The organism is Phragmitibacter flavus (assembly GCF_005780165.1).
Taxonomy (GTDB): domain Bacteria; phylum Verrucomicrobiota; class Verrucomicrobiia; order Verrucomicrobiales; family Verrucomicrobiaceae; genus Phragmitibacter; species Phragmitibacter flavus.
Map to the genome: position 1 here is coordinate 88,376 of NZ_VAUV01000015.1, position 12,778 is coordinate 101,153.

10 protein-coding genes are annotated in these 12,778 nt (G+C 55.6%); all 10 read left to right on the forward strand.

What is annotated here, in order from left to right; genetic code table 11:
* Positions 1 to 30 precede the first annotated feature (30 nt).
* The 10 genes from FEM03_RS19005 (at position 31) to FEM03_RS19050 (ending at position 12,751) form a co-directional block, all read left to right on the forward strand.
* Positions 31 to 912, forward strand: a complete 882-nt coding sequence (locus tag FEM03_RS19005) for a DUF3800 domain-containing protein (protein ID WP_138087879.1) — start codon at positions 31 to 33, stop codon at positions 910 to 912.
* Positions 913 to 1,112: 200 nt separating this feature from the next.
* Positions 1,113 to 2,105 carry a LysR family transcriptional regulator gene (locus FEM03_RS19010; RefSeq protein ID WP_138087880.1) on the forward strand — a complete coding sequence of 331 codons (993 nt, stop codon included), beginning with the start codon at positions 1,113 to 1,115 and terminating at the stop codon, positions 2,103 to 2,105.
* Positions 2,102 to 2,767 (forward strand): hypothetical protein, encoded by a 666-nt coding sequence (locus FEM03_RS19015; protein ID WP_166442999.1) that lies wholly within the window; start codon positions 2,102 to 2,104, stop codon positions 2,765 to 2,767. Before FEM03_RS19010 ends, FEM03_RS19015 begins: the two co-directional genes overlap by 4 nt.
* A gap of 73 nt (positions 2,768 to 2,840) precedes the next feature.
* On the forward strand, positions 2,841 to 4,256 hold the full coding sequence (locus tag FEM03_RS19020; RefSeq protein WP_138087882.1) for a cryptochrome/photolyase family protein: 1,416 nt from the start codon (positions 2,841 to 2,843) through the stop codon (positions 4,254 to 4,256).
* Positions 4,257 to 4,484: 228 nt separating this feature from the next.
* Positions 4,485 to 5,174 carry a MotA/TolQ/ExbB proton channel family protein gene (locus FEM03_RS19025; RefSeq protein ID WP_138087883.1) on the forward strand — a complete coding sequence of 230 codons (690 nt, stop codon included), beginning with the start codon at positions 4,485 to 4,487 and terminating at the stop codon, positions 5,172 to 5,174.
* A 95-nt stretch (positions 5,175 to 5,269) separates the two neighbouring features.
* Positions 5,270 to 5,875: a GNAT family N-acetyltransferase gene (locus FEM03_RS19030; RefSeq protein WP_138087884.1), complete on the forward strand. Its 606-nt coding sequence runs from the start codon at positions 5,270 to 5,272 to the stop codon at positions 5,873 to 5,875.
* Positions 5,863 to 6,726: a nitrilase-related carbon-nitrogen hydrolase gene (locus tag FEM03_RS19035; protein WP_138087885.1), complete on the forward strand. Its 864-nt coding sequence runs from the start codon at positions 5,863 to 5,865 to the stop codon at positions 6,724 to 6,726. Before FEM03_RS19030 ends, FEM03_RS19035 begins: the two co-directional genes overlap by 13 nt.
* A gap of 56 nt (positions 6,727 to 6,782) precedes the next feature.
* A complete protein-coding gene (mscL, locus tag FEM03_RS19040) occupies positions 6,783 to 7,220 on the forward strand; it encodes a large conductance mechanosensitive channel protein MscL (protein ID WP_138087886.1) in 438 nt (145 codons plus the stop codon).
* Between the two features lie 104 nt (positions 7,221 to 7,324).
* Positions 7,325 to 9,427, forward strand: coding sequence for an alpha/beta hydrolase family protein (locus tag FEM03_RS19045; RefSeq protein WP_138087887.1), 2,103 nt, complete (start codon positions 7,325 to 7,327; stop codon positions 9,425 to 9,427).
* 159 nt (positions 9,428 to 9,586) lie between these two features.
* Entirely contained in the window at positions 9,587 to 12,751 is a 3,165-nt protein-coding gene (locus tag FEM03_RS19050; protein ID WP_240772840.1) for a DUF1553 domain-containing protein, read from the forward strand.
* Positions 12,752 to 12,778: the final 27 nt, after the last annotated feature.

Consider the following 12,778-nt stretch of genomic DNA (forward strand, 5'->3'; position numbering starts at 1 on the left):
TGATCGCAGCGAACTATTTGATGTTAATCTATGCAGTCTACTGAAAATTCCCATCTTATTGGTAGTGATCAAAAACCTCCCGATGGGTGGATAGGAGTGGAGAAAGAATATTGGATTTTCGCTGATGAATCAGTTCAGGATGGATCTTATTTCTCTAATTTCTTCGGAGGCTGTATCATCGCTGCGCGCCAACACGCTGAAGTTGAAAATCGTTTACGAATTCGCAAAGCAGAAATTGGATTTCTGAAGGAGCTCAAGTGGCAACGGGTTTCTGAGCCGTGGCTTAATGGGTATCAGCAGATGATTTCCAGTTTTTTTGATGAATTGCGTGGTGGCGGGGTGCGAATGAGGCTGATGTTCCGTGATAACAGGGATTCAGAATTGCAACTTAGCCGAAAGCAACGGGATGAGAGCTATTTTAAACTTTACTACCAGTTCGCCAAACACGCATTTGGATTGGCACATATACCCACACAACAAGATGGACCCCGCTTGAGATTGTTTTTTGACCAGTTCCCCCATACTCACGAACGAGTGGCGCAGTTCAAAGCCTACATTGCTGCTTTACCGCTCAACAAAGATTTGCGAGAGAAGAATCTCAAGATTGATCTGTCTCATGTGACTGAGGTGGATTCCAAGGAACATGTGCTGATGCAGTGTGTGGATATTGTTTTGGGCGCGATGGCCTTCAGGCTCAACAATCTTCATTTAGAAAAACCCAAAGGTCAGAAGCAGAGGGGTAAACGAACTCTCGCCAAAGATAAGCTTTACCGGCACATATTGACAGAAATCCGCACATTGAAACCTCATTTCAATCCCAAAATTTCTACAGCGTGTGAGCCGTTTCCGGAAGGAAACTGGTCGATGTCATATCGCCATTGGTTGTTCAAGCCAAAGAGTTCACTTAAATAAATAAAAAAGCACTCCTTTGATCCTACATCAATACCCCGCGCGAGGCGTGGGGCTTCGGACCATCAGAGTGCATTGCCAAGTTCCCATTGTTAATTGAGGCAGTCAAGTTTTATCAGATGACTCCCGTTGAGATGTGGGGGTGTTTTTTCAAGTTCATTCAAATTGTTGATTTAAAGTGAAATTTGGTATTCGTAGGCTGCATGTTGATCAATGCCCCGTCACCGTTGGAGTTTCGTCATCTGCGCACGTTGGCGGCGATTGCGGAGACGCACAGTTTGTCGAAGGCGGCGGCGCGGTTGCATTTGTCGCAGCCGGCGGTGTCGCATCAGGTGAAGGCGTTGGAGGAGTTGTGTGGGCTGGCGTTGTTTGAGCGGAAGTCAGTGCCGTTGAGGCTGACGCCGGGGGGACAGCGGTTGTTGCAGCTTGCGCAGCTGATGGAGTCGCAGATGGCGGAGGCGGAGCGGGATCTGGCGCGGATTGCGGGGGGGAATACGGGGCAGTTGCGGATCGCAGTGGAGTGTCATTCCTGTTTTGACTGGCTGATGCCGTCGATGGATGCGTTTCGCGAGAGATGGCCGGAGGTGGAGCAGGATTTGGTGTCGGGTTTTCATGCGGACCCGATTGGGTTGTTGCACGAGGACCGGGCAGATCTGGTGATTGTGTCGCATGCGATCAAGCGGGCGCGGACGGTGTTTCATCCGTTGTTTCGTTATGAGGTTTCGGCGTTGCTGGCAAAGGAGCATCCATTGACGGCCAAGCCGTATTTGACGCCGAAGGATTTTTCGAAGGAGACGTTGGTGAGTTATCCGATTCCGGATGACCGGATTGATGTGATGCGGGATTTTTTGATTCCGGCGCGGATTGATCCGGGGAAACGGCGCGCGACGGAACTGACGGTGGCGATTTTGCAACTGGTGGCGAGTCGGCGTGGGATTGCGGCGATGCCGAGATGGGCGGTGCAGCCGTTTTTGGATCGCGAGTATGTGGTGGCTCGGCCGCTGGGCAAAAAAGGGGTGGAGAGTGCGCTTTATGCGGCAACGACGGAGGAAATGGCGGAGAAGGCGTGGATGCGGGATTTTCTGGAGATCATGCGGCGGGGGGGTTTTGCCTCATTGCAGGGGGTTCGGGCGTTTAGGGGAGGGAAAGACCGAATTGACAGGAACTGGGCTGACGAGGCGTTGTATTTTGAATGAGGATGATCAAGGATGCTTTTGTTTATCCGTTTCGCGGGGCTGGGCCGGTGATGCTGGTGATTGGGACGCTATCGCTGTTGTTTTTTGGGGTGGCGAGGTGGGCACCGGTCTTCGGCGGGATTGCCGCATTGCTGGGGGCGGCTTATCTGGCGACCTTCTTTCTGGATGTGATCGGCACCACGGTGTCGGGAGGAGAGGAGGTGCCGGACTGGCCTTCGATTGCGGATGGGTGGGAGGATGTGGTGTTTCCGTATCTGCGAGTCGTGGTGTCAGTGGCATGTGGCGGGTTACCGCTTTTGGCGGTGGGGTTTTTGGTGCCGGAGTCGGAGGCATTTTTTGATGTGGCGTTTTTTGGAGCAGTGGTGCTGGGGGCGATGTATGTGCCGATGGCGTTGTTGAATGCGGCGGTGTATCAGACGTTTGAATCGGTATTGCCGCATCGGGTTTTGCCGGGGATTTGGAAGTGCATGCCGTCGTATTTGATTTCTGCGGGGTTGGTGGTGGTGTTGGTGTTGGTGGGAGGCGCGGCGGTGATGCTGGGGGAGAGGACAGCGTATGTGGGGTGGGTTTTTGGGGCCGCGTTGTCGTTTTATTTTATGCTGGTTCAGGCGCGATTCATTGGGATGATTTATCGGAAGAATGAAATGGCTTTGGAGGAGTGAGATGGTGATTTTTGGTGGGGATTTGCCCGGATGAACGCCGATGTGAGGGCGAGATGCGTTTAAGTTTTTGAGCATGAAAAAATACAAGACGAGTTTGCATTGGTTTCGACGAGATTTGAGGTTGGTGGACAATGCGGGGTTGTGGAACGCGCAGCAGATGTCGGAACAGGTGGTGCCGGTGTATGTGTTGAGCGATTGGAAGAAGAAGCATGATTGGACGGGGCCGAACCGGCAGGCGTTTTTGTGCGGGAATTTGCAGTCGCTGGCGAAAAACTTGGAGGCGATTGGGTCGAGGTTGGTTTTGCGATGTGGTTCGGCAGAGAGGGAATTGGAAAAGTTGCTGAAGGAGACGAAGGCCGAGGCGCTGTTTGTGAATCGTGATCCTGATCCGTTTGGGAAGGAAGTAGAAGGAAAGGTGAAGGAGGTTTGTGAGAGGATGGGGGTGGCGTTTCACTCGTTTAAGGACGCGGTGCTGCATGAGGCGGATGAAGTGGTGAAGGGGGATGGGTCGGCGTATCGGGTTTACACGCCGTATTCAAAGGTGTGGTTGGGGTTGGCGAAGCCGGAACCGTTGCCAAGGGTGAAGAGCTTGGGGAATGCGGTGGGTGACAACGTGAAATCGGAGGCGTTGCCAACTTTGGCGCATTGGGGATTGGAGGAGAGCGGGGCGGAGTTGCCAGAGGCGGGGGAACGGGCGGCGCGCGAGCGGATGAAGAATTTTGTGGGGAGTCGGAGATTGCCGGAGTATGCAGAGAAACGAAATGTGCCTTTTGGGATGCATTCGTCGGGACTGAGCCCGGATTTGCGCTACGGATTGATTGGGATTCGGGAGTTGTATGCGCGGTGTCGTAAGAAGGCGGAGGAGATGTCGACGGGTGAGCGGAAGGGGGTGGAGACGTATGTGAAGGAGCTGGGTTGGAGGGAGTTTTACATGGCGGTGCTGCATTTTTGGCCGGAGGTGCTGGAGACGGATTTTAATCCGGAGTTCCGCAATGTGAGGTGGGATTCGGATGAGGCTTTGTTTGAAGCCTGGAAAGCGGGGATGACGGGGTTTCCGATGGTGGATGCGGGGATGCGGCAGTTGCTGGCGACGGGGTGGATGCACAATCGGTTAAGGATGATCGTGGCGATGTTTTTGACCAAGGACCTGCATTGTCACTGGCGACTTGGAGAGAGTTTTTTTATGCAGCAGCTGATTGACGGGGAGATTGCCAGCAACAATGGGGGATGGCAGTGGAGCGCGGGGACCGGGGCGGATGCGGCACCCTATTTTCGGATTCAGAATCCGTGGTTGCAGGGGAAACGGTTTGATCCGGATGGGATGTATATCAAAAAATGGATTCCGGAACTGAAGGACGTGCCGGTGGAGCGGTTGCATGAACCTGCGAAGTTGCGATTGGCGAAGGATTATCCGCTGCCGATTGTGGATCATCACGCGGAGCGCGACAAAACGCTGGAGCGGTTCAAGCAGGGCAAGGAGAAGAGGTGAAGTGAGGTGAGATTTTTCTTGTAGGCTTTTTAGATCTTTTGGTTGCCAACCTTCGAAAGGGGTTCATTTTCAAGATGCTTTTGTCATGAGGAACCACGTGCATGCCTTGGAGAAAATTCCGCATTGCGGCGGCATGCTTTCCGCTGTAACTGTTTCGCCCGGCCTTACTTACCCCACTTTCTGCAGGCCGATCTGTTGTAATGTTGATTGATCGATTTTTCCCTGCCCATGCTTGATCTGATTTCCAAAGGAGGAGCCCTGGTGTTTTTGTTGCTGGGCTGTTTGGCGTTGGCCATCGCCATATTTTTTGAGCGTTTGTCGTATTTTCACCGGGCGGAGTTGAACATTGGGGAGTTTCTTTCGGGGCTGGCGAGTTTGATCCGTCGCAAAAACTATGCGGAGGCTTTGCAGGAGTGTGTGGCGACCCGGGTTCCTGCGGGTCGGGTTTTGCATGCGGCGCTTTTGAGGCATCATGCCCCGCGGGAGCAGTTGAAGGAGATTGTGCAGGAGGCGGGTCAGTTGGAGGTGCCGAGGCTGGAGCGTTATTTAAGTGTGTTGCACGGGATTGCGCATGCGGCCCCTCTGATTGGGTTGTTGGGGACGATTGCGGGGTTGATGAACACGTTCGCTTTGCTGAACAAGGTCGGAGGATTTGCAACACCGGCGCAGGTTTCTGAGGGGGTTTATCTGAGTTTGGTGACGTCGGCTTTGGGGCTGGCGGTGGCGATTCCGAGTTATCTTTTTTATGCGTTCCTGGCGGCGAAATCGCGGCATTTGATGCATGATTTGGAGCGCGCGGGAATTGAGATTGTGAACATCCTTGAGGATCATCGGGAGCCTGCGGCGATGGCGGAGGGCGGTGCGCAAATTGTGGAGTTTCGGAACAGCGAAGCTCAGCAGCGTGGCAGGAAGGCGTGAGAATTGAGGAGTGGTTGTCACAAAGAATACCAAGATGACGGGACTTTGGATTTGAATTTGCCTGCAATTTGAAGTGGGTGGGTTAGGAGAGGGGCATGAGTGACGGTTCGCGATTTCTTGAGCTCAGAGGTGAAGAGTTGTTGCCCTGGCTGGATGGGTTGGGGGAACTGCGAATAGCAGTATTTAGGGAGTATCCGTATTTGTATGATGGATCGCTGGAATATGAGCGTGATTATTTGAAGGTGTATGCGAGGTCGGAGGGGAGTTTGGTGGTGCTGGTGACGGATGAGGCGGGGGAGCGGGTGTTGGGGGCGACGACTTGTTTGCCTTTGAAGGATGAGGGCGAGGAGTTTCAGAAGCCGTTTTTGGAAAAGGGGTATGACGTAGAAAAGATCGGGTATTTTGGGGAGTCAATTTTATTGCCTGAGTTGCGTGGGCGGGGGATTGGGAAGGAGTTTTTCAAACGCAGGGAGGCGCATGCGCAGCGCTTGGGGATGAAGTGGACGACCTTTTGTGCGGTGGATCGGGCGGAGGATCATCCGATGAGACCGAAGGGGTATCGGCCCTTGAATGAATTTTGGAGGGCGCAGGGGTATGTGCAGCATCCAGAGTTGCAGACGACTTTTGTTTGGAAGGAGATGGGGGAGGCGGAGGAGTCGCCCAAAATGTTAACCTTTTGGATGAAATCATGGCAGAACTGACGGTGGATTTGATGACGTGTGATGTGGGCGCTGAGGCGGCTTCGCCAGAGGCGTTTGCCGATTTCTTGGTGTCGCGAACGACGGATGCTTGGGATGGTGGGGCGGATGTGGTGTTGTTCCCGGAGTTTTCGTGGCTGGGTTTGGAACGGTTTGTGGAGGGTGGACCTGGGGCTTTGCAGGCGGTGGGGAAATTGTTTTGGGAGGAATTGTGGCCGGGGATGTCGTCGAAGTTGACGAGATCGGACAAGGCGGTGGTGCTGGGGACGGTGCCGTTTGTGGGAACGGATGGGATGTTGCGCAATCGGGCTCCGGTGGTGGTGGGCGATCATGTGGGGTATCAGGACAAGTTGAATCTGACGCCTTGGGAGTCGGCGTTTTCTCCTGGGGAGGGAGTGCAGTTGTTTTCGCTGGGCGGAGTGAGGTTTGCAGTGATCATCTGTTTGGACATTGAGATCCCGGAGCTGTCAGTGGCGCTGCGGGGGAAGGGGGTCGACTTAATTCTGGTTCCGAGTGCGACGGAGAGTGTGCTGGGGGTGGAGCGGGTGGGAAGATGTGCGAGTGCGCGGGCGGTGGAGCTCGGTTGTTATGTGGGGGTGAGCCATTTGGTCGGAAGGGCGAAGTCGGAGTTGGTGGATGAAAATGTGGGACGACTGGCGTGGTTGACGCCGTCGCAGGTTCCGTTTGAAAAGGACGAACGGGAGTCGGGTTCGGCGATTTTTGAGTCGGGATTTGAGGTGAACCGGGTGGTGGTGGACGGGGCGAAGCTGGCGCGGATGAGGAGGCGGCGCGCGGAGACGAATCCGTCGTTGTTGTCGGTGGACTTGCCGCGGGTGATGGACGAGAATTTGTGAGGCGCGGTCAGGCGGTTGGCTGCGATGAAAATCAGAAATCCAATTCAAATCGGTCTATGAAAATCATCGAAGAGTTCAAGTCGTTCGTTATGCGGGGCAATGTGATCGATCTCGCAGTCGGGGTGATCATTGGGGGAGCGTTCGGAAAGATTGTGGCATCGGCGGTGGAGGACTTGGTGATGCCGTTTGTGGGCATCGTGGCGAATGCGGATTTTAGCAGTTTGTATGTGCCGCTGACGCAGGCAGGCAGGGAGGCGGTGGCCAATGGGGTGACCACTCTCGCGGAAGCGAAGAAGGTGGGGCCGGTTTTTGCGTATGGCAATTTCCTCACCATTTTCCTCAACTTTTTGATCGTCGCATTTTGCATTTTTATGCTGATCAAAATTCTTAACAGGCTGCACAGGAAGAAAGAGGCGGAGCCAGCAGCTCCTTCGCCGCCGCCGGATGAGGTGGTGCTGTTGAGGGAGATTCGGGATTTGTTGAAGGAGAAGTAGGAGGTTCTTGGTTCTTGGTTCTTGGCTTGCGAGTCGGGAGGTTCTGAAATGGAGCCTCCTTACGTCGGCTGCTACAATTGGGGAGTTGGTGACGTTATGGGGAGATGACGATCACGCGTTTTTTGTTGGTGGGTTTGAGCTTGTGGATGATGGGGATGGGGAGTGGGGGGGTGAGGGGAGAGACGGCGATGGATCGGTGGTTTGAAAAGGAGGTGAAGGCGATTGAAGGAGGGCTGGAGCGGGAGGTGAAGACGAAGGAAGATTGGCTGGCGAAGAAGGGGGAATATCGTCGGCAGCTGGCGGAGATGCTGGGGCTTGATCCGATGCCGGAGAGGACGGATTTGAAGGCGACGAAGACGGGGGAGTTCGAGCACGAGGGGATCGTCGTGGAGAAGCTGCATTATCAGTCGATGCCGGGGTTGTATGTGACGGCGAATTTGTATCGGCCGAAGGTGGTGAACGAGCGGTTGCCGACGGTGCTTTATCTTTCCGGGCATGCGGACAAGCAGAAGGATGGGGTGAGTTTTGGCAACAAGTCGGGGTATTCGCATCATGGGGTGTGGTATGCGAAGCATGGGTTTGTTTGTTTGATCATCGACACGGTGCAATTGGGGGAGATTCGGGGTCATCATCATGGCACGCACCGGTTGGGGCGCTTCTGGTGGATGTCGCGTGGGTATACGCCAGCGGGGGTGGAGGCTTGGGCGGGGATTCGGGGACTGGATTATCTGGAGACGCGGTCGGAGGTGGACAAAACGCGCTTTGGGGTGGCGGGTCGAAGTGGCGGCGGCGCCTATTCCTGGTGGGTGGCGGCGCTGGATGAGCGGGTGAAGGTGGCGGTGCCGACGGCGGGGATCACGACATTAAAAAATCATGTGGTGGATGGAAAGGTGTCCGGTCATTGCGACTGCATGTTCATGGTGAATTCGTATCAATGGGATTTCGACAAGGTGGCGGCGCTGGTGGCACCAAGACCATTGTTGATCGCAAACACGGACAAGGATCCGATTTTTCCGCTGGATGGGGTGGTGAAGGTTTATGAGGGGGCGCGGCGGATTTATGGATTGCTGGGGGCGGAGAAGAACATTGGATTGCACATTGCGGAGGGCGGTCATGCGAATGTGCAGCCGCTGAACGTGGGTGAGTTCCACTGGATGACGCGGTTTTTGCAGGGAGCGGAGGCGATGAGCACTTTTGACGGGGCGGCAGTGCCTTCGGGGGTGGCGATGGAAAAGCTGCGGGTGTTTGAGGGGGAGTTGCCGAAGGATGAGATCAACACGACGGTGGACGAGGTGTTTGTAAAAGGGGCGGTCGTGTCTGAGGTGCCAGGGAATGAGAAGGCGTGGGAGAAGATGCGGGATGGGTGGAGGAAGGATTTGGAGACGAAGACTTCGTTTCGGAATGCGAGGATTGGAGATCAAAGTGGGAAAAGCGTTTCAGAGGATCAGGCGGAGGGAGATGGGCTGGTGATGAAGAGGCATCGCCTGTTTATAGATGATGAAGTTTCGTTGGAGTTGTTTCTGGTGCATTCCGCCAAGGTGAAGCCTGAGGAGTTGGACTTGGTGGTTTTGAATGTGCTGGACGATGAAGGATGGGGGACTTTTGCGAATACTTATGGAGCAGCGTTTGGAGAGTTGTTGCCGAAGGGAACGAAGGCGGAGGTTGATGAGGAGGCGTTTGAGGCGGAGCGGAAGATGTTTGGCAATTTTAAGTGGGGCATGGCGTATGTGGCACCGCGTGGGGAGGGGCCGACGGCGTTTGTTGGGACGGAGAAGGAGCGGACACAGTGGTTGAGGAAGTTTTATTTGTTGGGGACGACGCTGGAGACGGAGCAGGTGTTGGATGTGCGGTGTGCGATTCGCGGATTGCGGGCGGTAGAGGGGTTGAAGGAGACAAAATTGTGGCTGCAGGCTTCGAGGGGGCAGGCGGTGAATGCGGTTTATGCCTCCCTGTTTGAGGAAGGCATCACGCGGTTGGACTTGCATGAGATGCCGGGATCGCATCGGGAGGTCAATGCGCCGAATTGTTTGAATGTGCTGAAGTTTTTGGATGTGCCTCAGGCGGTGGCGATGGCGGCGGAACGGACTAGGGTGATTATTTACGGAGGTGAAGATGAAGCTTGGGAGTTGCCGATGGGGGTGGCGGAGAAACTGGAATGGGGTGGGGAGAAGGGGCGGGGGGTGCAGTTGCGCAAGGAGGGGCACTGAGGAAAGAGTGGCGCTTCGCGCTTGGGAATGATGGCCGGTCTGGAGGCCGGCGCTCCCAGGGGGGCGGATTATGAATGGAATCTCATTGGCTCTGGCGGGGATGCTGCTTGATAATCTGGGGTGCGCGGCTATTCTTGGTGTAATTCTTTCTTCCTATTCATGAGTTTCGCGTTGCCCCGCACGCTGGCTTTTTCGGTAGCTGCTGCGGCCCTTGGATGGGCGTCGGTTGGTTTTGCTGACGTCAGTTACAATTTTGAGATCAAGCCGATTTTGGCGGAGCACTGTTTTAAGTGTCACGGTCAGGATGAAAAGGAGCGCAAAGCGGATCTGCAACTGGACGATCGGGAAAATGTGATCGCGATGGACGCGATTGTGCCGGGGAGATCGGATGTTGGAACGCTGATCGAGAGGATTGTGACGACGGACGTGGATGAAATCATGCCGCCGCCGGAGGAGCACAAACCGTTAAAGCCGGAGCAGATCGAGTTGATCAAACGCTGGTTGGCGGAAGGGGCAAAGTTTGAAAAACACTGGTCGTTCATTCCGCCGGTGATGCCGCAGGTGCCGACGGTGAAAACCGAGGGAGGGGCGCGGGTGGTGAATGAGGTGGATGCTTTTGTGCTGAAGCGTTTGGAGGAGAAGGGGATGAACCAGGCGGCGGAGGCGACTCGTGAGGCTTGGTTGCGGCGGGTGACGTTTGATTTGACCGGGCTTCCTCCGACGCTGGCCGAGCAGGATGCGTTTTTTGCGGATCAATCCGAGGGAGCGCGGGCGAAGGTGGTGGATCGGTTGTTATCCGCTCCTGAGTATGGGGAGCACATGGCGGTGGGGTGGCTGGATGTGGCGCGGTTTGCGGACACATTTGGCCGGCATGAGGATCATGACAGTCAGACCTGGCCTTATCGGGACTGGGTGATCCGGGCGTTTAATGACAACCTGCCGTATGACCAGTTTGTGAAGTGGCAGACGGCGGGGGACATGATGCCGGGGGCGACGCAGGACATGTATCTGGCGACGGTTTTCAACCGGCTTCCGCAGCAAAGCAACGAGGCGGGGAGTGATGAGGAGGAGTTTCGGCAGGAGATTGTGGCCGACCGGGTGAATACCAACGGGATTGCTTTCCTGGGACTCAGCATGGAGTGCGCGCGTTGTCACGATCACAAGTATGATCCAATTTCAACGCGCGAGTATTACAGCATGGCGGCTTTTCTGAACAACATTGATGAGTGCGGGTTGTATACAGTTTACACGACCAATATTCCTGCGCCATCCATGTTCATCTATGAGGGTGATGACGAGCGGCAGCATGCCAATGTGAAGTTGAAGATGCAGTTCAAGGAGGCGGAGCGCGAGGCGACGTTGCCGGAAGCGAAGAGGCGTTTTGAGCGGTGGCTGAAAGAGCTTGAGGGGCGTCCGGCGGCTGCGAAGCCTTTGGTGCATCTGGATTTCGAAGGGTATTTGCAGAAGGAGGAGAAGACGCTGAAGAACTTGGCGGATGCGGACAGATCGGGCTTGCTGCGTCGGCGCACGGACTTTGCAGAGGGGCACATCGGGCAGGCACTTTATTTTAAAGAGGACAATGCAGTCACGGTTCCTGGAGTGGGTCAGTATAGCCGCACGCAGCCATTCAGTTTTTCCATCTGGTTGAAGCCGACAGTGTCTCAGGAGCGGGCGTTGGTGGTGCATTATTCGCGGGCGGGACTGGATGCGGGATCACAGGGTTATGAGTTGTTGATGGAAGATGACCGGCTGTCTTTTGCGTTGTGTCATTTCTGGCCGGGCAATGCGATGCGGGTGAAGATGAATCAGCCGCTGACGCTGAGTGCCTGGTCGATGGTGACGGTGACTTATGATGGATCGAGCCGTGCGGCGGGTATCAAAATGTATCTCAACGGGTTGCCTGCGGTGACGGAGGTGGATCGGGACCGGCTCTACAAGGACATAAAGCACAGTGCAACCTTCATGGACAAGGACGGGGTGAATGCGCCGACGTTGACGGTGTCGGGTCGGCACAACGACAAGTCGCTGGACAAAACTTATGTGGATGAGTTCTATTTTTGGGATCGGGAACTGGCACCGGTGGAGGTGAAGTTGTTGGGGAATCGGGATGCGGCGAACAAGCCGGAGGATTGGTTCGCGTGGTGGCTGAGGGAGAAGGATCCGGTGTGGCGCAAACTTTCGCAGGAGTTGAAGGAGTTGCGGGATGAGGAGAACGTCATCGCGATGAGGATGAAGGAGGTGATGGTGATGCGGGAGATTCCAGAGGAGAAAAGACGCCCGACCTTTGTGCAGGAGCGGGGGCATTTTCAGGCGATTGGCGAACGGGTGAGGCCGGATGTGCCGGCGAGTGTGTTTGAGTTTCCGGAGGATCTGCCGCGCACTCGATTGGGCTACGCGGAGTGGTTGGTGGACCGTCGCAATCCGCTCACGGCGCGGGTGTTTGTGAACCGGATCTGGCAGCAGTTTTTCGGGCGCGGACTGGTGGTGACGAGTGAGGACTTTGGGGTGCAGGGCCAGCTACCGACGCATCCGGAACTGATGGACTGGCTGGCGGTGTGGTTCATGGACAACGGTTGGGATGTGAAGGCGCTGTGCCGGTTGCTGGTGTTGTCGGCAACTTATGGTCAGGACAGCATGCCGGTGGAGCGACGCTGGTTGGAGGATGACCTGGACAACGCGTTGCTGGCGCGGGGTCCGCGCACACGGCTGTCGGCGGAGCAGTTGCGGGACAATGTGCTGGCGGTGAGTGGGTTGTTGGTAAAGGATTTGGGTGGGCCGCCAACGAAGCCGTATCAGCCGGCCGGCCTGTGGGAAGATTCAGGAACGCAGCACAGTTATCATCAGGATCACGGGGCGAGATTGTTTCGGAGAAGTTGTTATACTTTTTGGCGGAGGACCTTGCCGCCTCCTTCGATGACGGTGTTTGATGCGCCGACGCGGGAATTTTGCAAGTCGCGCAGGGACCGAAGTTCGACGCCGTTGCAGGCGTTGGTGTTGTTCAATGATCCGCAATTCTTGGAGGCGGCGCGGGTGTTGGCCGAGAAATTGGTGCGTGACCATCCAGGCGACGATCTGGCGCGCGTGGAGACGGCTTTTCGTTTGTTCACCGGGCGCAAAGCTGATGCAATGGAGCGGGAGGTGTTGACGGCGTTGTTGCGGGATCAACGAAGTTATTTTGCAGGATGTCCCGAGGAGGCTGAGCGCTTGCGCAGTGAGAATGGCGAGGCACCGGTGGCGAAGGAACTTTCGGCGGTGGAGGTGGCGGCTTCGACGATGCTGACGCGGGCGTTGTTGGGTTATGAGGACAGTGTGGTGAAGCCGTGATACTGAGTGAAAAGGGATAAGTGAAAA

Excerpts from the sequence above, each read along its gene's own strand:
- FEM03_RS19005 (WP_138087879.1), top strand. The coding sequence starts at position 31 with ATGCAGTCTACTGAAAATTCCCATCTTATTGGTAGTGATCAAAAACCT.
- FEM03_RS19010 (WP_138087880.1), top strand. The coding sequence starts at position 1,113 with ATGTTGATCAATGCCCCGTCACCGTTGGAGTTTCGTCATCTGCGCACG.
- FEM03_RS19015 (WP_166442999.1), top strand. The coding sequence starts at position 2,102 with ATGAGGATGATCAAGGATGCTTTTGTTTATCCGTTTCGCGGGGCTGGG.
- FEM03_RS19020 (WP_138087882.1), top strand. The coding sequence starts at position 2,841 with ATGAAAAAATACAAGACGAGTTTGCATTGGTTTCGACGAGATTTGAGG.
- FEM03_RS19025 (WP_138087883.1), top strand. The coding sequence starts at position 4,485 with ATGCTTGATCTGATTTCCAAAGGAGGAGCCCTGGTGTTTTTGTTGCTG.
- FEM03_RS19030 (WP_138087884.1), top strand. The coding sequence starts at position 5,270 with ATGAGTGACGGTTCGCGATTTCTTGAGCTCAGAGGTGAAGAGTTGTTG.
- FEM03_RS19035 (WP_138087885.1), top strand. The coding sequence starts at position 5,863 with ATGGCAGAACTGACGGTGGATTTGATGACGTGTGATGTGGGCGCTGAG.
- mscL (WP_138087886.1), top strand. The coding sequence starts at position 6,783 with ATGAAAATCATCGAAGAGTTCAAGTCGTTCGTTATGCGGGGCAATGTG.
- FEM03_RS19045 (WP_138087887.1), top strand. The coding sequence starts at position 7,325 with ATGACGATCACGCGTTTTTTGTTGGTGGGTTTGAGCTTGTGGATGATG.
- FEM03_RS19050 (WP_240772840.1), top strand. The coding sequence starts at position 9,587 with ATGAGTTTCGCGTTGCCCCGCACGCTGGCTTTTTCGGTAGCTGCTGCG.